This window comes from Luteipulveratus mongoliensis (genome assembly GCF_001190945.1).
In the GTDB taxonomy this organism is placed as follows: domain Bacteria; phylum Actinomycetota; class Actinomycetes; order Actinomycetales; family Dermatophilaceae; genus Luteipulveratus; species Luteipulveratus mongoliensis.
The window spans coordinates 2,997,481-3,020,212 of sequence record NZ_CP011112.1 but is presented as its reverse complement, the minus strand read 5'-3'; the positions used below and the strand labels follow the sequence as shown (position 1 = coordinate 3,020,212).

General features: G+C 69.7%; 17 protein-coding genes. 3 read left to right on the top strand and 14 right to left on the bottom strand.

What is annotated here, in order from left to right; all coding sequences use genetic code 11:
* The first annotated feature begins 20 nt into the window (after positions 1–20).
* On the top strand, positions 21–839 hold the full coding sequence (locus tag VV02_RS14360) for a class I SAM-dependent methyltransferase (RefSeq protein WP_052592498.1): 819 nt from the start codon (positions 21–23) through the stop codon (positions 837–839).
* A gap of 24 nt (positions 840–863) precedes the next feature.
* On the opposite strand, the gene pgfA (VV02_RS14355) is transcribed toward VV02_RS14360, so the two are convergent.
* From pgfA (VV02_RS14355) to VV02_RS14330, 6 genes are all read right to left on the bottom strand, one after another.
* Complete coding sequence (gene pgfA, locus VV02_RS14355) at positions 864–1,865, bottom strand: cell envelope lipid trafficking protein PgfA (protein ID WP_052592496.1); 1,002 nt, start codon at positions 1,863–1,865, stop codon at positions 864–866.
* Between the two features lie 76 nt (positions 1,866–1,941).
* Positions 1,942–2,934, bottom strand: coding sequence for a UDP-glucuronic acid decarboxylase family protein (locus VV02_RS14350; protein ID WP_052592494.1), 993 nt, complete (start codon positions 2,932–2,934; stop codon positions 1,942–1,944).
* Positions 2,935–2,936: 2 nt separating this feature from the next.
* A complete protein-coding gene (pgfA, locus tag VV02_RS14345) occupies positions 2,937–3,953 on the bottom strand; it encodes a cell envelope lipid trafficking protein PgfA (RefSeq protein WP_052592492.1) in 1,017 nt (338 codons plus the stop codon).
* A 104-nt stretch (positions 3,954–4,057) separates the two neighbouring features.
* Positions 4,058–4,627 (bottom strand): D-glycero-alpha-D-manno-heptose-1,7-bisphosphate 7-phosphatase, encoded by a 570-nt coding sequence (locus VV02_RS14340; RefSeq protein WP_052592490.1) that lies wholly within the window; start codon positions 4,625–4,627, stop codon positions 4,058–4,060.
* The gene (locus VV02_RS14335) at positions 4,605–5,252 is read right to left on the bottom strand and encodes a D-sedoheptulose-7-phosphate isomerase (RefSeq protein WP_245633083.1); all 648 of its coding nucleotides are present in this window, start codon (positions 5,250–5,252) and stop codon (positions 4,605–4,607) included. Before VV02_RS14335 ends, VV02_RS14340 begins: the two co-directional genes overlap by 23 nt.
* A complete protein-coding gene (locus VV02_RS14330; RefSeq protein ID WP_083450171.1) occupies positions 5,252–6,355 on the bottom strand; it encodes a GHMP family kinase ATP-binding protein in 1,104 nt (367 codons plus the stop codon). Before VV02_RS14330 ends, VV02_RS14335 begins: the two co-directional genes overlap by 1 nt.
* 71 nt (positions 6,356–6,426) lie before the next feature.
* Here VV02_RS14330 and VV02_RS26045 point away from each other — a divergent pair, with 71 nt between their 5' ends.
* Positions 6,427–7,620, top strand: a complete 1,194-nt coding sequence (locus tag VV02_RS26045) for an acyltransferase family protein (RefSeq protein WP_083450170.1) — start codon at positions 6,427–6,429, stop codon at positions 7,618–7,620.
* Here the strand turns inward: VV02_RS26045 and VV02_RS14315 are convergent.
* From VV02_RS14315 to VV02_RS14305, 3 genes are read right to left on the bottom strand one after another with little or no spacing between them, the layout of a single operon-like run.
* A complete protein-coding gene (locus VV02_RS14315) occupies positions 7,520–11,458 on the bottom strand; it encodes an alpha-(1->3)-arabinofuranosyltransferase domain-containing protein (protein ID WP_052592481.1) in 3,939 nt (1,312 codons plus the stop codon). The genes VV02_RS26045 and VV02_RS14315 overlap by 101 nt on opposite strands.
* Entirely contained in the window at positions 11,455–12,171 is a 717-nt protein-coding gene (locus tag VV02_RS14310; RefSeq protein ID WP_052592479.1) for a class I SAM-dependent methyltransferase, read from the bottom strand. Before VV02_RS14310 ends, VV02_RS14315 begins: the two co-directional genes overlap by 4 nt.
* Positions 12,168–13,016 (bottom strand): class I SAM-dependent methyltransferase, encoded by an 849-nt coding sequence (locus tag VV02_RS14305; RefSeq protein ID WP_245633082.1) that lies wholly within the window; start codon positions 13,014–13,016, stop codon positions 12,168–12,170. Before VV02_RS14305 ends, VV02_RS14310 begins: the two co-directional genes overlap by 4 nt.
* Before the next feature lie 111 nt (positions 13,017–13,127).
* On the opposite strand from VV02_RS14305, the gene VV02_RS14300 reads away from it, so the two are divergent.
* Entirely contained in the window at positions 13,128–14,465 is a 1,338-nt protein-coding gene (locus VV02_RS14300; protein ID WP_245633081.1) for a glycosyltransferase family 4 protein, read from the top strand.
* 87 nt (positions 14,466–14,552) lie between these two features.
* On the opposite strand, the gene VV02_RS26430 is transcribed toward VV02_RS14300, so the two are convergent.
* From VV02_RS26430 to VV02_RS14280, 5 genes are all read right to left on the bottom strand, one after another.
* Complete coding sequence (locus VV02_RS26430) at positions 14,553–14,702, bottom strand: hypothetical protein (RefSeq protein WP_157063410.1); 150 nt, start codon at positions 14,700–14,702, stop codon at positions 14,553–14,555.
* A 92-nt stretch (positions 14,703–14,794) separates the two neighbouring features.
* A complete protein-coding gene (locus VV02_RS14295) occupies positions 14,795–16,558 on the bottom strand; it encodes an MmpA family trehalose lipid delivery protein (RefSeq protein ID WP_052592474.1) in 1,764 nt (587 codons plus the stop codon).
* The gene (locus tag VV02_RS14290; RefSeq protein ID WP_052592473.1) at positions 16,555–17,646 is read right to left on the bottom strand and encodes a glycosyltransferase family 4 protein; all 1,092 of its coding nucleotides are present in this window, start codon (positions 17,644–17,646) and stop codon (positions 16,555–16,557) included. The genes VV02_RS14295 and VV02_RS14290 overlap by 4 nt, the downstream gene beginning before the upstream one ends.
* Positions 17,643–18,476, bottom strand: a complete 834-nt coding sequence (locus VV02_RS14285; protein WP_052592471.1) for a glycosyltransferase family 2 protein — start codon at positions 18,474–18,476, stop codon at positions 17,643–17,645. The genes VV02_RS14290 and VV02_RS14285 overlap by 4 nt, the downstream gene beginning before the upstream one ends.
* Entirely contained in the window at positions 18,473–22,684 is a 4,212-nt protein-coding gene (locus tag VV02_RS14280; protein ID WP_052592469.1) for an alpha-(1->3)-arabinofuranosyltransferase domain-containing protein, read from the bottom strand. Before VV02_RS14280 ends, VV02_RS14285 begins: the two co-directional genes overlap by 4 nt.
* Between the last annotated feature and the right edge of the window lie 48 nt (positions 22,685–22,732).

Below are 22,732 nucleotides of genomic sequence, written 5' to 3'. Positions count from 1 at the left end.
GGTCAAAGCAGGCCACTGCCATGACGGATGACCTGTCCACGCCGGATCACTTCGGCGTTGTCCGGCGTCCGGCCGAGCAGGCGGAGACCGCCGCGGCCAACCGCACCTGGTGGGACGGCGAGGCGGTGGCGTACTACCTCGAGCACGGCGAGTTCCTCGGCGACGACGAGCTGGTCTGGGGGCCCGAGGGTGTGCACGAGGCCGAGCTCAACGTCCTCGGCGACGTCTTTGGCCTGCGCGTCCTCGAGATCGGAGCGGGGGCCGCCCAAGGCGGCCGATACCTGCTCTCACGCGGTGCGCGAGTCGTCTCCTCTGACCTGTCGGCGGGGATGCTCCACCAGGCCGCTGCCCTCAACGCACAGTCCGCCCATGGCGTACCCCTGGTCCAGTGCGACGCGGTCTATCTGCCGTTCGGCGACGCGACGCTCGACCTGGTCGTCACGGCGTACGGCGCAGTGCCCTTCGTCGCCGACTCCGGACGGCTGATGCGCGAGTGCGCGCGCGTCCTACGACCCGGCGGACGGCTGGTCTTCTCGACCACCCACCCGATCCGGTGGGCGTTCCCCGACGCTCCCGGTCCGGAGGGCCTGACCGTGCGGCAGTCGTACTTCGACCGGACGGCCTACGTCGAGCAGGACGAGCACGGCCGGGCGACCTATGCGGAGCATCATCGGACGCTGGGAGACCGGGTCCGAGAGCTGACGGCGGCCGGCCTGGTCCTGGACGACCTGCTGGAGCCGGAGTGGCCGGCGAACAATCGCCAGGTCTGGGGCGGATGGAGCCCGCTGCGTGGCGAGCTGATCCCAGGGACGGCGATCTACGTCGCGCGCAAGCCCTGACGAGCAGGGCTTGCGCGCTTCGCGTCAGACCGTTGTCGTACGCCCGCGGCGCGACTCGACGTCGCCGCCGCCGAGCTCGACGTCCGGGTTGTCGCCGCGGCGCCCCAGGCCGACCACCGACATGGCCAGGCCGCCGAGCAGGAGCAGGAGGCCGAGGATCCCGAGGGCGAGCGGTGCCCACAGGCGCAGGATCTTCAGGAGCACGACCTTCGTCTTGTACTCATCGACGTTGTCCTTGATGGTCTTGTCGGTGAAGACGCTCTTGGTGGTCAGTGCGTTGACCTCCTTGGCGCCCGGCTGGTCGATCCGCAGCACCTGGTGCTGGTTCTCCTGGAGCTTGATGATGACGCCGGTCTCCGGCTCGACCCACAGCGTGCGGGTGTTCTCGTAGAGCCGCTTGGCGACCACCGCGCCGGTGTCGGGCAGGCCGAAGATGCCACGCGGCACCTCCTGCTCGCGGAACTCCGCCAGCGGCAGCGAGCCCTCGAACTTGTAGGTCTTCAGACCCTTGATGTCCTCGTGGCCGACGTACTTCATGTCCATCGGCTTGTCGGCCGTGTCGTCCCAGTACTGGTAGGTCTTCTGCTTGGTCTGGAACGGGAACTTGATCAGCTGGCCGATGAACTGCTTCGGCCGGCCGTTCTGGGTGGCGCCGTAGCCGTTGACCGGCAGGCCGGTGAAGCGGTCGATCACGATGCGCTGAGTCGAGGCCTCCATCGGCGGCGCCTCGCCGTTGTTGTCGGAGGTCTGGCCCTTGTTGATGACCACGACGTCCTTGCCGCTCTTGTCGGAGGCCTTCCGGCTGGCGTCGGGGTCGCCGATCACCGTGGCGATCGTGGTCAGCTTGCCCGACCCGGGGGCGACCTTGTCCGCGTCGAAGAACGTCGCGTGGTCATCGACGACGGTCTGCCGAGTGTTCTGATCCAGCGGGATCACCGCCAGCTTGTCGTAGGCGTAGAACTTCAGCAGCAGCGCCATCGTGACGAAGAACGCCCCGAGACCGATGATCACGGATGCCTTGCGCACGGTGAACCTCCAGAGATGGTGAAAAGGGTGTGACAAGCCCTGGTGCGGTCGACGACCGCACCACGGATCCTGCGGGTCAGTGGTGCTCAGGACTCCCGAGAATTTCTTCGGTGGCCTGGGCGCTGAGGGGCGGACCGCCGAGGGGCTGGTCACGGAACCAGCCGATGGTCCACTTCAAGGCGTCCTCGATCGGCACGTGCGGCTCCCACCCGAGCAGTGACTCGGCTCGGGTGGTGTCCGGACGCCGTACGGTCGGGTCGTCGACCGGGCGCTCGATGAAGGTGATCGGTGAGCTCGAGCCGGCGAGCCGGACGATCCACGCGGCGAGGTCCTTCATCGAGATCTCATGCGGGTTGCCGATGTTGATCGGCCCGGCGTGCTCGGCGTCCATCATCCGCAGGATGGCCTCGACCAGGTCATCGACGTAGCAGATGGACCTGGTCTGCGACCCGTCTCCGCTCACCGTCACCGGCTCACCCGCCAACGCCTGGCGGACGAAGTTGGGGATCGCTCGACCGTCGTTGGGGCGCATCCGCGGACCGAAGGTGTTGAAGATCCGCACGATCCCGGTGTTGACGCCGTGCGACTGCCGGTACGCAAGGGTCAGGGCCTCGGCGAACCGCTTGGCCTCGTCGTAGACGCCGCGCGGGCCGACCGGGTTGACGTTGCCCCAGTAGGTCTCCGGCTGCGGGTGGACCTCCGGGTCGCCGTAGACCTCGGACGTCGAGGCCAGCACCAGTCGGGCGCCCTTGGCCTGAGCCAGCTCCAGCGCGTGCAGGGTGCCGAGCGATCCGACCTTCAGCGTCTCAATCGGCATCCGCAGGTAGTCCACGGGCGAGGCCGGGCTGGCGAAGTGCAGCACCGCGTCGACCTGGCCCTCGACCGTGAACGGCTCGGAGACGTCCAGCTCGAGCAGCTGGAAGCTCTCCTCGTGACGCAGGTGCTCGACGTTGGCCGGTGATCCGGTGCAGAAGTTGTCGACAGCGACAGCCTCGTCACCGCGGGCCAGCACCTTCTCGCACAGGTGCGACCCCAGAAATCCGGCCCCGCCGGTCACCACAACACGCATGATCAGGTGGCCTGGCCCCCGGTAGAGCGGTCCGCGCGACGCGACCCGAGCACTTCATCGACACCTGCGAAACCCTGCTCGTCCTCCCGAGCCGCACCACGCCGACCGCCGGTGGCGGAGATCGCCAACCCGCCCAGGATGGCCAGCACGCCGAGGATGCCGAGGCCGAGCGGCGCCCAGAACCTCAGGATCTTCAGGAGAGTCGCCTTGCTCTTGTAGTCATCGACGTTCTTGGTGACGGTCTTGTCGTCGAAGGTGCTCGTGGTCGTGATCGCATTGACCGGCTCGGCCCCCGGGATCTCGATCGTGTCGTGCCGCTTCTCCTGGACCTTGATGATGACGCCGGTCTCAGGCTCGACCCAGATCGTGCGGTCGTTGGTGTAGTAGCGCTTGGCCACGACGCCACCGGTGTCGGGCTGACCGAAGATGCCGCGCGGCACCTCCTGGTCCTGGTAGAAGGTCTTGGGCTCGGTGTCGTGGAACTTGTACACCTTGAGGCCCTTGATCGTGTCCGAGCCCGAGTACGCAACCGGGACGGCCTTGTGCGTCCGGTTATCCCAGAACTGGTAGGTCTTCTTGTCCGTCTGGAACGGGAACTTGATCGTCAGGCCATGGTGCTGTCCGGGCTTGCCGTCGATGCGGTCGCCGGACCAGCGCACAGCCTCGCCGGTGTGGCGGTCGACCGCGAGGGTGTCGCGGAAGACCTCCATGGGCGGGGCCTCACCGTTGTTATCGGTGGAGCGGCCGAAGTTGATCACGACAACGTTCTTGTCGGTCGCCTCGCTGGCCTTCTTGCTCGCGTCCTTGTCAGCGATGACCGTCAGCTTGGTCTCAATCGGACCGCTGCCAGCTTTGACGTTGTCGGCATCGAAGAACTTGGCACCTTGATCTCGAGCGATCTGCTGGGTGTTCTGATCCAACGGGATGACGGCAAGCTTGCCGTAGGCGTAGAACTTCAGCAGGAGCGCCATCGTCAAGAAGAACGCTCCAAGACCGATGACAACTGCGGCTTTCCGCACGGGGGGACCTCCAAGATGGTCTGAAACTTACCGGACCGTAGCATCCGGACCACGTCCGGCGGCAGACATCAACCTCAAGAGCTGAGATTCGTGTCACAACTGTGTCAGATGGGGGGCCTGAGCAGTGATCTGACGGCCTCGGGAAGGCTGGCGAAGCCTTCTCCCACCTGCTGTACGCGCATCCCGAGGCCCTGCGCGGGCTCCAGGTCGGTGGCCTGATCACCCAGCGTCGCGCACCGTTCCGGCCTCGCCCAAGGGGCGCGGGCCAGGGCCTGCTCGAAGAGCCCCGGCAGCGGTTTGCGGCACAGGCAGGTGCCCTTGCCGTGGGGGCAGACCTGGATCGCGTCGAGATGGGCGCCTTCCGCCGCGAGCGCGTCGACGAGGCCCTGGTGCACCTCCACCAGCTGGGACTCGGTCAGGTCGTGAGTCGCCAGCCCTCGTTGGTTGGTCACAAGGACCACGCGGCAGCCGGCGTCATTGAGCTGGCGTACGGCGGCGGGCGCGTCCGGGAGCACATCCAGGTCCGCGGCGCGGGTCACATAGCCGGGGCGATGGCGGTTGAGCGTCCCGTCGCGGTCGAGGAAGACGATGTGGAAGGGCGCATCGGGCGCTGCGGGAGGGATCGGGGACGTGTCCCGCCCGAGCAGCCCCTCAGCGGTGCGCAACGTGAGCATCGAGCGAGGAGAGCACATCGATGGCCTCGCACCACGCGTGTGCCCAGAGCATGTGCACCTCCTGGATGCGTGGCGTCTCGTCCGAAGGGACGACCAGGACGTGGTCAGCCCTCCCCCGCAGCATGGTCCCCCGCGAGCCGGTCATCGCGATGGTGCGAATCTCGCGCTCCCGGGCCAGGTCGAGGGCCGCGACGACATTAGGGCTCGTGCCGCTCGTGGTCATCGCCAGCAGCACGTCACCCGGACGTCCCAGCGCGGCCAGGCCACGGGTGAACACGTGCTCGTAGCCGTAGTCGTTGCCGACCGCCGTGATGGATGACAGGGACTCCGCGAGCGAGATCGCGGGCAGCGGGTCCCGGTCGTGGATGCACTTGCCGATGAACTCAGCCGCCACGTGGCTCGCGATGGCGGCACTGCCGCCGTTGCCGACCACGAGCAGCGTGCCGCCTGACACCAGGCTGCTCACGAGATCAGCACCGGCCTGGTCGACCTCGGCGCACAGGATGGGGTCGGCCAGGTCTCGTCCGAGGGCGACCCAGGAGGCGATCCCGGCGTCGCGTCGCGCGGCGACGGCGTCTGCGAGCTGGTCGGGTCCGACCCGACGCAGCGGATGGTCGATGTTCATCAGCCTTGAGCCCTCCATGTGACAACGCCTTCTTTGCTGAAGGTGAACTCCGAGACCGTCAGGCCCAGACGCAACAGCTCTTCGGCAACGACGTGCCGTCGTTCGAACTCGCAGACGAAGATCAGGTGACCTCCACCACCGGCTCCGGTCACCTTGCCGCCGAGGGCGCCGAGATCGAGCGACCGGTTGATGGCCTCGTCGATGAGCGGCGTGGTGATGCGCGAGGACATCTTGCGCTTCTCCGACCACGCCTGGCCCAGCAAGCGGCCCAGCGTGTCGACCTCGCCGCGCACCAGAGCGACCTTCATCTGCTCGGCGAGCTCCTTCTGGGCGCGCAGGCCCTCGAGCGCGTCGACATTGCCCGTCTCGTAGCGGCTGACCTGGTCCTCGATGATGTGGTCGCTCACCCGCGTGCGGCCGGTGAACGCCAGCAGCATGTTGTGCTCGAGCTCGTGGACGGTCGCGTCGCGCACCCGGAGCGGGTTGACCACGACCTGGTCCTTCAGGAACTCGATGAAGTTGAAGCCTCCGAACGCCGCGGCGTACTGGTCCTGGGAGCCTCCCGGGATGCCGAGGTCCTCGCGCTCGAGCCGGTAGGCCAGCTCGGCGACGTCGTACGGCGTGAGGTCGAGCCCGCAGTGCTGGGCGACCAGGCCGATGACCGAGACCATGACCGCGCTCGAGGACCCCAGACCGGAGCCGGGCGGCGCGTTGGTGTGCAGGAAGAGGTCGAACCCCGTCACGGGGAGCGCGCCGTCGACCTCACGGATCCGGGCGATGGCCGCCTTGGGAAGGTCGAGCTGACCGTCGTACTCCACGTCCTCGTCCACGCCGAAACCGATCGAGGTGCCGTAGTCCAAGGACTGGACTGTGATCCGGCCGTCGGTGCGTGGGCGCAGCGTGGAGTAGCAGTAGCTCGAGATGGTCGCGGACAGCACGGCGCCGCCTTCGCGCTGCGGGAACGGCGCGACGTCGGTGCCTCCGCCGGCGAACGAGATCCGCAGCGGAGCGCGTGCTCGCAGCACCGGGCGCCGGTAGTCGAACCTCGCCGCATCGGCGGGTGACTCCTGGCGCTCGGTGTCCTTGCGCAACAGCTCAGTCATGAGCGCACTAGCCTCCAACTCGACGACAGCGCGTGAAACCTACTAGATAGTAATTGTGAACTGGAGCACAGATGGCCAGGATCCGACTGCTCGACGGACTGCGTGGTGTCGCGGCCGGGCTGGTGCTCCTCTCCCACGTTGCGTTCTGGACCGGAGCCTCGGGCCTGGATGTGGTCGGTGGCCTGCTCGCGCGCGGCGACAGCGGGGTCGCGGTCTTCTTCGCGCTCTCGGCGTTCCTGCTGCTGCGTCCGTGGTTCCGGCACGCCCTCCTGGATGAGCCGCGCCCGAACGGGCGGACCTACGCCGTGCGCCGGCTCGCGCGCATCCTGCCCGCCTACTGGCTGGCCCTCCTCGGGGTGCTGGTCGTCGCGGCGCTGGCGGCCTCGACCGGAGGCGTCGGATCAGCCGGCAAGGTCGTCACTCACCTGTTCGTCCTCCAGGGAATGACCGGCGAGACCTACCAGTCGTTCACCCAGACCTGGAGCCTGACGACCGAGCTGGTCTTCTACGTCCTCGTGCCCGTGATCGGGCTCGTCACTGCCCGAGTCCTGCGGCGCCGGGCCGGCGTTGCAGGCGTACGACGAGCACTCGTGTGGTGGGCCGTCATCGCTGCCGTCGGCCTGGTGACCCAGGCAGCAGGGACCGCTTGGACCCACGCCGGGTCGCAGACCGGCGCGGGAGCCCTGTCCACCAGTGTGATCGGACATGCGGCATGGTTCGCGGTCGGCGCGGTGGCCGCTCTGCTCACGATCGCTCGCGACGGCGAGGTGGTGCCGTGGTCGACCGGCGGGACACGGTCATCGTGGCTGCAGCTGCTGCGTTCGCCGAGCACCTGCCTGCTGGGGGCCGGGGTGGTCTATCTCGTGGCGTCCTCACCGTTGGCCGGACCACGTGATCTGAGCGCCCCGAGCGTCGGGCACGCCGTGACCAAGGAGCTGCTGTACGCCGTCCTCGCGGGCCTCCTGCTCGCTGCCGCCCTTGCTCCCACACCGGAGGCGAGCATCGGCGCTGCGATCGGTCGTCATCCGGCGACCCACTGGCTCGGCGACGTGTCGTACGGCGTCTTCCTGTGGCACGTGCTCGTTCTACAGGTGGTCTATCTCTCGACCGGCCGAGACCTGTTCAGCGGCAGCTTCTGGTGGGTGCTGCTGCCGGTCGTCGGACTCACCGTGGCAGCCGCGTCGCTGTCGGCTCAGCTCGTGGAGCGCCCGGTCCTGGCCTGGGCGCACCGAGCCACAGCGCCCGAGCGAGCAACGCGAGCGTGAGCGTGCCGCACAGCTGACCAGCCACGGCACCCACCGACTGCTGCTCGACGACGCCCAGGGTCGCCATGACGATCCCGGCGCAACCCATCGCGGCAGCGGCAGCCACAGCGATCCAGCGTCGTGGCACCAGGAGCGCGACCACGCCGACTGCGGCACCGGGCCAGCCGGCCGCAAGGACTCCGATCAGTACGGTGCCGGCGCTGGCAGCCCACCCGAGGTACGCGGCCGCGGAACCGGCCATCCGCGGTGCCGGCATCCGATCGGTCGGCCGAGCGCGCCGGGTCAGGACGAGGGCGGCCACGAGGGCCAGCACTCCCCCGAGTCCGACCAGCAGGCCGCGTCGATGGGCGGTGGTCGGCGCGAACTCCACCCGCACGGTCGTCGCCCCGGTGTCGGGCAGTCGAAATCCTTGACGCCATCCGTCGACGGTCACGGCCTCGAGCCGGCGCCCGTCGCTGGTGGTGGCCTGCCATCCGGCGTTGGCGCCCTCGGTCAGAGTGAGCACCGCGGGCGACCCGGCAGCCACCTCGACCACGTGGAGGCCCGCGTCCTGCTTCGTCTCGACGACCCGCCGAGGCGACGCGACCGCCGACGTAGCGTGCTGCGTCGGGCTAAGAAGGACTGACTCTGCTTGTACGCCGCGTCCGGCCGACGCGGACACGGTCACCTCGCCGGCGGGCAGCGTGAGCAGTCCTTGCCCGCACGGTCGAGCGGCGAGCGGCTCACCACGCAGCAGCGCCTGACGCGTGGTCTGCGCACTCAGCGGCACAGTCGTCGGAGACGAACCGGACGCAGTCAGGCTGCCTGCCTGTCCACAGCGCATCGTCACCGAGGACGTGGTGACCGGCGTGTAGCCGTCGATCGTGATGTCCGGAGCCACCCAGCCCTGTCCGCGTGTCCCTGGCACGAGACCGATGGTGAGGCGTTGTGCCCGCAGTGCGATCGGTCCACCGCTCGCGGGCAGCCGCGTCGTCCGGTTGTCGGCGGTGACTCGCACCGCACGCAGCGAACCGCCGCCGCTCGCGTGCACCCCCGAGATCGATGTCGGTCTCCCGAGGTCGATGGTCAGGGTCGGGAGCGGGTCGTCGGCCGCCGGTCGCCAGTGAGTGGCCGGGTCCGCGTCGAGAGTCGCGCCGGGTCGTCCGGACGGGTCCAGGTCGACCCGCGAGCTGCCGGCAACTCGCGCCGTCCCGTCGAGCAGCGAGTCCAGTCCGTTGCCCCACACCGGCCGGAGCGACACCGATGGCGAGACCGAGCCGGTCCGCGCGATCGACATCGCCCGCGTCAGCGTCGCAGAGTCCTCGCCGACCCGAGCCGCTGCCGACCGCTGCAGGGAGTCACGTGCCATGAGTACCTGCTGCGTGGTCGGATCGACCTCCCCGGGCAGATGGAGCCGGCTGCCGATCGCCTGCGCCGACAACGAGATCTCGGCGAGGCCGAGCTGTTGGTCCTTGCCGCCGGCCACCAGGTCGACGCGCACCTCATCGATGCGGTCGCCGGGGACAGCGACCTCGGCAACCGCATCACGGACGGGAGCGAGCCGCGTCGTCGTACGACCTGCGGAGACGGTGGTGATGCGCACCTGCGCCGGTGTCGACACTCCTGGACCTGTTGCCGTGCGCAGGCGGATGGTTCCGACCGGGCCGGGCTCTGTCAGCAGCAAGGTGAGGCGAGCACGCTCGCCCTGGTCGGAGATCCAGGAGGTGGCGGGGTCGCCGTCGATCGCCGCCGCCGGGCCGGAGCCCGGGCCGATATAGGCCTGGGCGAACGGATCCGCGGCTGACGACGAGGCCTCGAGCGCGCGGAGCCCGACGAGCTCACGGGTGGTCTGCCTGCTCGGGTCACCGGCCGGCGGCAGGTCGCGAGAGCCCGCCTCCTCAGGAGCCCGGTCCGAGGCGGTGAGCGTCGGCCCGTACGCCGTCGCAGTGGTGCGCCCGTTGTTGTACGCGCGCCACCGCAGGGAGTCTGAGACCACGGCGTTCGATGCGCCCGTCGCAATGCTGGTCCAGGCAGCCGGGTCGAGCGCACCCGTCGCCGCCAGCCCGAAGATGCTCTCCGGACCGCCGCGTACCGACAGCTCGGACCGGGCGTCGTACGCCGTCACCCCGCCGGCCGCACCCACCACTCGCCACAGCGACTGGCCGGCGGAGGCGCCGACGCGGGTGAATCCGGGTGACCGGGACAGCGTCTGCTCAACCAGCCGCCAGGGCTCGGCCCCAACCGACGCGGCCAGGTCGTGCCGGACCACAACTCGTGCCAGACCCATCCGGGCCAGTCCCGCGGCGAGTCCAGGCTGCCGTACACCCGAAGCGGCCAGCTGGTCCGCGACGTCGAGCACGCGGGTCGAGGCCGGGTCACCGAGCGGCGCCGACGCTCGGACCACCACCGGCGACGTCGCGAGGGCAGAGAGCGGCTCGTCCGTCGCACTCCCCCACGTGTAGTGCGCATTGCGTGATGCGGGCATCAGGAGTGTCGCGCCGCCGTGGGCATCGGCCTCACGGTCGATGGTCTTGGCGAGTTGTCGCCAGGAGGCCGGCACCTGGCCGTACGCCGCAGCGTCACCCGCACGACCGACCCACAGAGAAGTGGCGGAGATCAGAAGGACCGCGGCGGTGCCGATGACGCCGAGCCGGGCGAGCGTCGTACGACGAGGGGTCCAGCGACCGAGCAGGACGGCGACTCCGAGGACCAAGGGCAGGCGCAGAACGGGGTCGGCCTTGTGCACGTTGCGCAGCGGCGCCAGCGGACCGTCGAGCCAGGACTGCACGGTCCGAGCGAAGGCTCCCCCGGCAGTCCCCGGATGACCGACCACCATCAGCATCGTCCCGAGCACGACTGCGACCAGGGCGAAGCGCGCGACGTGGCCGGACCCACGACGCCGCAGCGTCACCAACCCCGCCGCGCCGAGACCGGCGACCAAGCTCGTCGTCACGATCGCGACGGGGTCCTGCGCCTGCACCCAACCGGCCTGCCAGACGGGGTGGCTCTCGGAGTCGAGGATGTAGGCGACCCAGTGGGAGGCACCGCGCATCGAGTTGGGCACCGAGGTGACTGCAGTCGTGATCCTGGAGGTCTCGATGAAGTCGAGGAACGGGTAGGCGTAGCGGCCCAGGACCAGCAGCGGCAGCACCCACCACAGTGCGCCGAGCGCCACTCCGCCGGACCACCAGGCGATGGCCCGGGCGCGACCGCCACGCGCCGCGGTCAACAGATAGAGCAGCGGGAGCAGCAGGACGACTGCCGACGCCGTCGCGTTGACGCCCCCGAGCGCCGCAGTGAGCAGCCCGGAGACTGCCGCTGCGCGGATGCGTACGCGGCGATCGGCGCCCTCCTGCACGGCAGGGATCACGGCGAGCACCAGCCACGGCGCGACCGCCAGTGGCCACGCCTCTGCGGAGATCTCGGACAGCACAGTCAGGACTCGCGACGACAGGGCGTACGCGGCACCGGCCACCAGCGCGACGCCGGGCCCGGCAAGGCGCAGGCGGCGTACGAGCCGCTCAGTGCCGAGGAACGCGACGACCAGCAGCACGGTCCACCACAGCCGTTGCGCCGCCCACGCCGGCAGCCCGACGCTCTCGGCCACACCCATGACGGGACCCATCGGGAAGAGATAGCCGTACGCCTGGTTCTGCAGCTCGCCGAGCCCGGCGTGATCGTTCCAGGCCGACAGCGCGCGTCCGAGGTATCGCCACGGCGAGATGGTCAGGTCGACCTTGGTGTCGGGCTGCACCTTGCCGGGCGCGATCAACCACGGCACGGTCGCGATGGCGACCGCCGCCAGCCAGAGGTGCACCCGGGCGCGGTCGACCGGTGCCGCGGGACGCGCGTCGCTCATCGGCGACGCAGGATGAGCAGGAGGTTCCAGGTCAGCAGCTCGCGCAGGCCGGGCACGCGCAGGAGGTGCTCCGCCCGGTCGGGCAGGTAGCGCGGCCTCGCGACGAGCACATCGACGTCCGGCTGGGACCGTGCCCAACGCAGCCCTTGGGCAACACTCACCCGGAAGAGCGTCTGATCCACGGTGTTCTTGGGCGGGTGACCGTGCTTGCGCTCGTAGCGCCGGGCGGCGCGCTCGCCGCCGAGCCAGTGCCACGGGGAGGTCTCGTGACCGCCCCAGGGCGAGAGCCAGTTGGTGTAGGAGAGAAAGACCAGGCCACCTGGCCGCACCACGCGAACCATCTCGTCCGCGACCTGCTCCGGCTCACGGACGTGCTCCCAGAGGTTGCTCGAGAACACCAGGTCGACGCTCTGGTCGGCCAGCGGCAGCGCGGCGGCTGTCGCGACCAGGCCGCCGTCACCGACGGACGCGACGCCGGGGTCGTGGTCCACCGGGACGTAGCGGGCTCCGGTCGCACGGAAGGCGTCGGCGAACTCCCGCGGCCCGGCGCCGACGTCGAGCACGACCTGACCGTTGAGGTCGGTCCACTCCGACAGCAGCTCGACCGAGTCCTGCGCCAACGTGCCGTAGAACCTGGTCGGGTCGGTCTGCTCCACCAAGAACGAGGAGAAGAGCCGGACCGAGCGCCCGACCCCCCGATTCGCAGAGCTCATGCGTTCGGTCTCCGGGCGATGAGCTGGAGGGTCGGGCGCATGCGCGGGTACGCCGTCCGCGCGCCGAGCACGAGCGGTGCCGTCGCGATGCCCAGGGCGAGCACTCCACGCGACGCGAGTACGCCGGCAGGTCGAGACCGCTTCGACGTCACCCGGGCGGCACTCGCGGCATCGGTGATGACGCTGTCCAGCACCGGACGGCGTACCTGCACATCGACGAAGCCGGCATCACGGGCAAGGCGGGCGAGACTGTCAGCGGTGAAGAACCGGATGTGGGTCGGGTCCTCGAGCATCCACCAACCCTGCCCGTACCAGCGGGGGCCGGTCGAGTCGCCTGCCGGAGTGAGGAACTGGGCGACGCCGCCGGGCTGCAGCAGGTCCCAGGAGACGCGCAAGGTGCGCGCCGGGTCAGTGACGTGCTCCAGGACGTGGACGCCGAACACCAGGTCGCAAGCGACCTCCTGCGTGTCGACGTCCTCGACTGGTGACGCCCACAGACGGCCGTGCTCGAGCACCACCGGGTCGACGTCGACCTCGAGCTGGTCGGGGTCAGCGCCGGCGATCTGCGCCCCGTCGTCGTAGAAGCGCCGCAGGAGACCGCCTCCGCCGTAACCGATCTCGAACACCGAGCGCGCGGGGCGCGGCAGCGAGCGGCGCAGTGCGGTGTAGGTCAGGCCGAGACGCAGCCGGTCCAAGGTGGGTTCGCCGCCGTAGGCGTGGTCACGATGAGCGGCCGGAGCGTTGATCAGATCACGCAGCAGATGGCCACATCGAGTGCACTCCTGGAGCGTCGCCCCACCTCGCAGCACGCGAGGACGCAGCCCATCGCCACAGACCTCGCACACACCCACCATCCCGTTCCGCTACCTCTCAGTAACAATCGGCGTTACTCTATCGGCCGCACGTGTGACTGCCGTCTCACCTGCGCACCTCGGTCGGATCCAGGAGGAGACCCGTTGCTTCGCACCTCTGGCGCGTCGCCCGCAGGGGCAGCCCAGCGACCCCTCAGGGTCCTCTATCTGTCCTGGCGTGACCGCGACAACCCCGAGGCCGGCGGCTCCGAGACGTTCGTCGAGCGTACGGCCGAAGTCCTGACCCAGCTGGGACATGACGTCACCCTTTTCACCTCCCGTTTTCCCGGGGCGCAGCGCGACGACCGGCATGACGACGTGACCGTGCTGCGGCGCGGCAATCGCTTCACCTGCTACCTGCACGGGCTCGCGCACGTGGCTCGTCGTCGCGGTGACTACGACATCGTCATCGACGTGCAGAACGGCGTGCCGTTCTGGTCGCCCGTCGCCGCTCGCGTGCCGGTGGTCAACGTGGTCCATCACGTGCACCGCGATCAGTGGAACGTCATCTTCGGCCGCCACCTCGGTCGGGTCGGCTGGTTCCTGGAGTCGAGGCTTGCACCGCGCGTCTACCGCAGCTCGCGCTACGTCACGGTCTCCCAGGCGACCCGGCGCGACCTCGGCGAGCTGGGCATCTCCGCGGACCGCGTGGACCTGATCTACAGCGGCAACGACCACCCGGAGGACCTCGACTCCTACGCCGAGCTCCCGCGTACGACGCACCCGAGCATCACGGTCCTCGGCCGCCTCGTGCCGCACAAGCAGGTTGAGACGGCGATCGACATCGTCGCCGACCTGTCCGAGCAGCATCCCGACCTCGAGCTCAACATCGTCGGCACCGGCTACTGGCAGGACCAGCTCGTCGCCCACGCCGAGGCCCGCGGGGTCGCCGAGCGGGTGAACTTCCACGGCTTCGTCGACGAGACGACCAAGCACACGCTGCTCGCGCAGTCCTGGCTCGTCCTCATGCCCTCGCACAAGGAGGGCTGGGGTCTGACGATCGTCGAGGCCGGGCTGCACGCCACGCCGGCCCTGGCCTTCGCGCACGCCGGTGGGCCGAGCGAGTCCATCCAGCACGGCCGGACCGGCCTGCTGTCGCACGATGCCCGCGAGATGACCAGGCAGGTCGCACACCTGCTGGGCAGCCCGACGTTGCGCGAGCGGCTGGGAGCCGGTGCGCGGGCCCACGCCCACAGCTTCGACTGGCGTGCGAGTGGCGCCCTCCTGTCGCACACCCTGAGCTCGGTCCTCGGCCACTCCCCCCGGCTGCCGCAGCCCAACCATGAGCCGCTGTCGCTCACGCCCGTCGAGGAGATCGAGCAGGACCTGCTCGCGACGCCCGCGTCGGGTGATGACCTGGACGCGCTGCTGCCGTCCGTGGAGAGCGTGCTGCTCACCCAGGAGCTCGACGACCTGGACACCCAGCTGGAGCGCTCCGGCTGAGGCGGCTCTCCTGACACGCACGAAGGGCCGCACCCGTGGGGTGCGGCCCTTCGTCGTCGTGCTCACCGGCGCATCGGCCGGGTCACGTCAGCTGTCGTAGCTGATGACGTTGTTGTAGGTCTGGGGCTGCTTGATCGAGTTCTGCGACTGGATCAAGCCAAGGATCGACAGTCCGGCAAGCAGGATGCCGACCACTGCGCCGCCGATGTTCCAGGCCGCCTTGTTGCCACTCGTCATCAGTTGACCTCACTGGTCTCGTCGTCATCAGCGCATGCATGCGCCGCTTCTCTCAGTGGAAGCATAGCAATACTGGCGGGTACGCGTGGGGCTCAGACGCGCGCCGGTCTCAACTCGTGATCTCGCCGGGCCAGGCGCCCGGCTGGCCAGCTGCCGAGGGTGACGACCAGCGCCACTCCGCCGCCGATCAGGCCGGCGTAGTGGTCGGCTGTCGGCGAGCCGGAATGCAGCGTCAACCCGCGGGTGCCGAGGTCGTACAGCCGGGCCCCGTCACTGGCCGCGACCAGCGGAAGACCCCGGACATCCGGTACGCCTGGATCCGGCGGCTGGTCGGTCAGAACCAGCGCGTAGCGCACTCCGAGCCCCCGCATCGTCTGTGCGACGTCTGTGGTGGGCGTCCGCAACGCGGTGCCGATCTGGTGCGACTCGGCGTTCTCTCCTCGAACCGTGCGGCTGGACAGGGGTAGGTCGTCGTTGACGAGGACCTCACGCGAGATCAGCCGCTGCCACGGGTCGAGGACCACGATGTTGTCGTTCCACGCGTAGCGCCGGTAGAGCGTCCACGGAAACACCGCGACCGACCCGGGTGAGAGCTGCTCGACCCGGTCGGCGAGGGCGAGCTGGCTGGACGGGTACTCGGCGGCCTCCCAACGACCCAGTCCACCGAAGGCCATGCTCGGGAGCGTCGCGACCGGCCAGGCCGCCAGGACCAGCGCGAAGACGACGCTGCCTGCCCAGCCGGCGTCGGCGCGCCGCATCGCCGCGCGCAGCACTTCGGTGAGAGTGCCGACGCACACGGCGAGGAGCACGACCCACAGCGCGACGAACTTCTGCGAGTCGCGCATCAGACCGCCGCCGGGCAGGTTGGTCACGACCCAACTGACGACTTCTTTGCCGCCGACGACCGAGCTGAGGCCGGCGGCGAGCAAGCCGATGACCCCGGCGAGCCCGAGGCCCGCGGCAGCGGGATGCAGGTTCCAGCCTCGTGCGCGCACCCAGCAGACCACCGACGCGATGACGCCGATGAGCGCGACGCCGGCGATCGCCACCGACATCCGCTCGTCGAACCAGACGCCGCGGTTCCAGATCCCGCCGCCGGTCAGCAGTGACGGGATCACCCCGAACGGGGTGTCGGCTCGCGACATGAACGCCTCGACTCCAGCCGAGTCCGCCTCCGCGCTGGGCGCCACCACGAGGAACGGGTACCACCACGGTGCGTTGGCCAGCACCGCCACCAAGACGATCCACGCCACGTCGCCGATCCGAGCGGCAGCCGCGCGGGCCTTGGCCTCGGCCCCGGGCGTCGCGAAGACACAGGCCACCAGCAGCACCGCCAGGACCGAGCCCGTGGACCCGGTCAGCGCCACGAGGACCAGCGCCGTCGCGAGGCGCGCACGGCCGTACGGGCGCCCGTCACGGCACGCGGCCGCTGCCGAAGCGACCCACGGCAGGCAGGCGTAGCCCAGCAGGAAGCCCCAGTGCCCGATAGCCAGCCGCTCCGCGACGTAGGGGTTCCAGCAGGCGGCCAGCGCGGCGGCGACGGCTGCCACGCGGGTGCGGACGAGTCCCGCGACACCGGCACCAACACCGATGAACACCAGCAGCAGCAGCGCCTTCTGGACCACCCATCCGGGCGCTACGTGGGACAGGAGGGCGACCACGAGGTCGTTGGGTACGGCGCGGGGCACCGATCCGTCGACGCCGAGTGTCCGGTCGCTCAGTCCGAGCCGCGGCACGAACACCATGTCGTAGACCAGGAGGTAGCCCGGCAGCAGCGCCGGACCGAGGGCCCCGAGGCCGCAGACCAGACCGGTCCCGGCTCCCCAGTAGCGGCGTGCCCGGCTGGATGCGCTCATCGGCCGTGCGCGCGCTCGACGGTGGCGAAGGCCTCGCCCATCCGCCCGACCTGGGTCACGAGGTCGTGGTCGGCCACCATCCGAGCCCGGTTGACTCGGCCGGCCTCGGCGCGACGCGCGGGGTGCTCCAGCCAGGCCACGAGAGCGGCCGCCAGCGCTTCGGCGTCGTCCTCGACGAGGTCGTTGGGTGCCTCGACCGCCTCATCGTTGGTGCCGCAGCGGGTGGTCACGATCGGGAGGCCGCAGGCCTGGGCCTCGAGGTAGGCCAGGCCGAGCTGCTCGGTCCACTTCCAGGTGGGGCGTGGCGCGGTCGTGAAGACGGCCGCCCCCCGCAGCAGCTCGGCCACGCCGTGGGCGTCGAGTGATCCTGCCAGGCGTACGCGTCGGGTCGGGTCGGCGGCTGCCGCCTCGACCTGGTCGCGCAACGGGCCACGACCGGCGACGACGAGACTCGCCTCAGGGATGGTGCGCTGCACGATCTGCATGGCCTCCAGGACGCGGTCGATGCCTTTGTTGGGCGCGAGCGGGCTGATGAAGGCGACGACCGGGTCAGAGGTCGGCTCGGCGGCCGGAGTGAAGATCTCGGTGTCGACGCCAGGTTTGACCACTTGGATGCGGTCATCGTCAAAACCGTTGTCCAGCAAGTGATCTCGCGCGGCGTCGACCATGCAGAGCAGCAGGTCGGCGTCCCGGCACGACTCGAGCGCCTGCTTGTAGGGCGGCACCTTGTAGATCGGCTGGTTGGGGAGGTTCTCCCAGGTGACGACGGCCTGGAGCGGGCGGCGACCACTCGTCGTACGCCGCCATTTCGAGGCCTGACCGGTGACCAACGAGCAGAGCTCGAGCGAGGTGACCCAGTCGTACGACGTCGGGTCCTGCTGGTCCAGACCACGCACCCAGGCGAGGGCGCCGGCCTCGATGAACCGCTTGATCGGACGGCGGTAGGTGCTCGGCACCCAGGTGATGTCGCCGACCGGCTCGTCGCGCGCGAGAGCGGTGACGGCGGTGTCGGGCATCCGCGACATCCAGTAGAGCTCGCGGCGCGGTCGCTGGTCGGGCAGCGACACCCACAGCATCCGACGCGTCATGGTGTGGTGGCGCGGTCACGACGACCACGGCGCGCGCCCAGTGAGTAGCCCACGACCTCCATGCCGCGCATCACCACCATGCCGGCCGAGTGAGCAGGGTCCTTGGCGAGGTCACCGCGGTGGCGCACGTAGGAGCGCAGCACGGCGCGGCCCTGCTCGCCCACCGCGCCGTCGTGCTGCTCGGCGAAGGCGGGGATGCTGCGGCCGTAGTAGTAGCGCTTGCGCATCACCTCGGCCAGCGTCAGGCGGCCCTCGTCGTGGTCGACGATGATCGGCGCCAGCGCAATGGCCGCGCCCTGGGCGTGCATCCGCATCCGCAGGTCGGCGTCCTCGGGTCCGGACATCTCGAGGTGGAACCCGCCGTCCTCCATCAGGAAGTCCCGTCGGACCAGGCGCGGGTTGTGCAGCCACGGGTCGTCGAGGTAGCAGGAGCGTTCGAGAGCTCGGCAGGCCGTCCAGAACCCATCACCGATCGTCCGCTCGGGCAGCGCGACACCGACGGCATCGTGCTCGGCAGCGGTGCGCATCGCGACCTCGACCGTCTCCGGCGGCAGCACCATGTCGCTGTCCAGCCACAGCACCCACTCACCGCGCGCCTTCTCGACGCCGATGTTGCGCTGCGCACTGCGCTCCGGACCGGCGGTGATGACGTCCGGGGTGTACTCCCCCGCCACATCCGCCGTGCCATCGTCGCTGTGGTTGTCCACGACGAGCAGCTCAAGGGGTGCGTAAGTCTGCTGGGTGACGGAGGCCAGGCAGGCGGCGATCGTACGGATGTTGTTGCGTGTGGGTACGACGACGGTCACCACGGGGTTGCTGTCTGTGCTCATGCGGGTGGTGCCTCCATCGTGATGGCGTCTGCCATGTCTTCGTCCGGGTCGTCGTGATGGTGGTCGTGTGCCAGTAGGACGCCGACCAGCGCGATCACCAGGCCACCTCCGGCGAGGTAGTGCGGGATCAGGCTGGAGGCGACCGCGTCTGCAGTCACTTCACCACGATCGCTGCCGAGCAGCGCGACGTACACCACGATCGACAACATCGCGAAACCTGCGCCGGCACCGATGAGCCAGGACGGACGCAGCGGGCGCCAACGAAGTACGGCGATCACCACGGCGGCGGCCGCCAGACCCGCCCAGCCGACGGCGAAACCTGCAAGTACGAGCAGGCCCAGCTCACGCACGGGACGCGGCCAGGGGGCTCGCTGGCCGGTGGTATGCCGCGCCTCCGCCTGTTGCCGGCGGATGGTGCGGGTCGCCGGGGCAGGCTCAGGACGCATCCGGGTCGCCACGGACGCAGCCTCGAGGCGATGCGGACGCGTCGCCGGACCACGGCGACGACGCCACCAGGCCAGCACTACCAGGACCAGCGCCAGCAGGACGACGACGGTGGACACGGCCAGGCCGATGTTGGAGCTGCGCTGTGGCGTGAACGAGATCTTCACCGTGTGCGAGCCGCCCTGTGGCACGACCCAGCCCGCCGAGAACCCATCGATCGTGACCGGTGCGCCCGCGTCCTTGCCGTCGATCGTCGCGCGCCACCGCGGGTCGATGCTCTGACCGATGACCACGGCGTACGGCGCCTTGCCTGCCGTCACCTTGATGGTCTTGGCCGAGCTGGAGTTGTCGGTCACCTTGAACTGCGGGGGCAGCGGCGTCGGCTGGGCCTTGCCCTGCTTGTCCTTCAGCGTCAAGGAGTCCAGCACGAACCCGTCTGCCTGCTCGATCCGGCGCTCACCGCGGTCGAGGGTCACATCCTGACAGCCGACCCACCGGGTGCCGGACTGGTCCGGACCCGCGAGCTCCTTGCTGTCCGGGCGCATCCGCACCGCCTTGCCGTCGACGGTGGCGACGGTCAGGCAGCGTGAGTCGGCCTTGTCGAGTGGTCCCGGCGTGGTGGTCTGCATCGTCACGCCGGTATCGATCTCGGTGAACCGCGGCGGCGCTGACGTCAGCTTGCCGGACAGGCCCAGGATCGTCATCCGCACCTTCGAGCCGCGGACGCTCTCGGGGAGGGTCAAGGTGTTCTGACCGGGGTTGATCGAGGCAGTCAGGACCGCCTTGCCGTCCACGCTGATCTGGACCCGGCTCGCCCACAGGGGCTCCTTGTCAGGGCCGCGAACCTGGTTGATCTTGACCCTGGAGATGGTGCGCTCGGGTCCGGTGCTCTCCCAGTACTCGCCTCGGGTCGAGCCGCCCGGGACCCACGCGGTCTTCGGGTTGCCGTCGGCGGCCTGGGAGGCGCGCCACACCGGGTTGCCGAAGTAGAAGGTCGACGAGCGCGCCCCGGACGAGCGGGAGTAGCCGGCGACGTCGTCGTACGTCCTCTCGATCGGCGCCGTGACCCGCACGTTGCCCTGGATGGCGTAGTCACGCGTGTCCGGGACTGTCACGACGCGGCGCAGGGCGCGCTCGCTGTCGTCGTTGGACTCCGGTGTGTTGAGCACTCGGGTCAGCAGGATGTCGAGGGGCGTCTTGGCGAACTGTGCGCGAGCGCCCGTGCCCAGCTGGTCGTAGCGATCGCTGAGTGTCGTCGGGGTACGCGCGGCACGAGTGGCCTTGGGACCGGGGATTCCGAGCTCGGCGAGTCCGACGAGGTTGAAGCCCGCTCCCCGGATGCTGTCGATCTTGAGCGTCGCCTTGTCGGCCATCACGCCGCCGAGGTCGAGCGTCGCACTCCCCTTGTCCGGCAGGCGCACGGTCGAGGAGCGACCACCGGCAGTCAGGGTGACCTTGTCGATCTTGACGCTGCCGATGGGCAGCTGCGAGACCGGGATCTTGCCGAGCGCGGTCGGACCCGGGAGCCGGACCTGCAATGTCTGGCCCACGGCCCGGCGGAAGTCACCGAAGCGCCACGCCGTGGTCGGGTCGCCGTCCACGGCGTACTCGGCCACGCCGTAGGGCAGGTCGAAGAACGTGCCGCCCGTCGTGCTCGCCGTAACGCCGAGACCGGACCGCAGCAGCACCGTCTGGTCCGCTGCCTTGGTGCCGAGCGTACGAGTGTCGTCGAGCTTCTGGTTGGACGCCAGGAGGGGGCCCATCCCGGCCGTGAGCCGGTTGGGGATCACATCACGCCGGGCGTTGGTGTCGGTGATGACGAGGCGTCCCGTGGACTGCAGCGCCTGCGCGAGCTGGGCTGCTGTGAGGTCCTGGGCATAGCGAACCGTGGGCGTCGTACCGAGCAGCCCGGCGTCGGTCAGCGCGGGGAAGGCGAACCCGTCACCGGCCACCACGAGGGTGCCATCGGTCGACTCGGCACGCACGGCCGAGCGGGGCTGAGCGACGTCGTACAGCGCGAGCGGCGGCAGCTTGGTCCCGCCGGGTCCGTCACCGGCCGGGTCGACGACGTTCTCGCTGGGATAGCCGAACGTGGCGGACTGTTTGAGGCCGAGGTCGGAGGACAGCAGCTTGGTCGTCACGGACGGCGCTGCGCCACCGTCGTCCTCCCAGACCATGTCGCGCCGCAGCAGGACCGAGTCCGCGCCGAGGTAGCGCGACATGCTCGAGATGACGTTGCGGGGCGCAGAGCCGGACTGCACCGCGTCGTTGAGCGCGGCCAGGAAGTTGGCGCCCGGCTCCGAGGCGTTGGGGTTGGTCTCCGGGATCACCGCGTCCCGCTTGAACAGCGAGTTGGCGACATCGTCCGGACGCTCGACCGTCCAGCGGTAGTCCGGGCGCACCTGCCCGGGCAGCATCAGCACCGTGCTGTTGGGGTTGCCTCGATCGGCCGCCTTCGCCGCGTAATTCCAGTAGGCGGGGATGTTCATCTGCGATGTGTAGAGCCGCCCGCCGATCGCCGGCAGGGTCCACGCACCGAGCAGCACCACCGTCAGGCCGACCACGACCGGAGCTGCGCCCGGACGCCGCCACACGCGCGGCAAGATCGCGGCCATCCCCACGCCGATCGCGATCGCCAGCCCGAGGGCCAGCACTGCACCGATCTTGTTGGTGGTCCGGAAGGCCGACATCACCGGGATCTTCAGGACCGACTCCAGAGCCCGCCCGAACGGCGACGCCGGGTGCTCCTGGCTGGGGAACAACCCGACCATCACCACCGCGGCGATGGCGATGGAGACGGCGACCAGCCGGCGTACGACACCGGTGCACCACCGCAGCGCGATCAGTCCGAGGACCGGCCAGACCATCGTGACGATCATGACCAACGGGCTGGCGACGTAGACCGCGTGCTGCGCGACCCAGGGGCCGTTCTCGTCGTGGCCGTAGAGCGGCCAGAGACCGACTCCGCGGAGCACCTCCGGGAAGGAGGCGACCTTGGCGATGCCGGTCAGCGTCTCCGAGCTCTCCACGATCTGGCTGCCCGTCGCGCGGGCGGCGGCGGAGGGCACCAGCCAGTAGATCGACACCCCGATCACGAAGGCCGCGCACTTGGCGGTCACCGCCGTGATGCGTGCCCACGAGATCCGCGTCTCGGAGCGGATCGCCACCGCGACGGGGATCAGCGCCAGCAGCTGCAGCAGGGGAACGACGGCGACGTTCATCCCGCTCATCGCGAAGAACGTCAGGCCGAAGCCCGCCGGCCATGCCCAGCTGCGGTGGTCGCGCAGCGCGCGCACGTAGCAGTAGAGCTGCCACGGGAGCAGCGACAGTGGCAACGCGATCGCCAGGGTCGCGCCCGCCTGGATCGTGTAGGGGTTGGCGAGGTAGATCACGCCGGCGAGGAGGGCACCCCACCTGCCAGCGCGAGGAGCGATGGACCGCACCAGCTTCGTGGTCCCCCACGCGGCCGTCAGCCACAGCATCAGGTGGAAGGTCTTGAACGCGATCTCGGGCGACATCCCGATCCAGCGCAGGAAGGCCAGCACGAGGAGCACCGGGACGAGGCCGACGTTGAAGTTCGGCGAGCCCAGATAGGGCGAGGACGTCCAGGACGAGAGATAACGCCCGATCATGTCCAGCGGCGCGATGTAGACCTCGGGCTTGATGTCGGTGTTGAAGTCGCCGAGGTCGTTCAGGAAGACGATCAGGCCGAGGATGAGAACCAACAGCGCAACGGTCAGCCGGTACCGGGTGAACAGGCGCAAGACGGGGACTCCGCGAGGTGGTCTCGGGGGCGACGCCAGGTGCCGGCA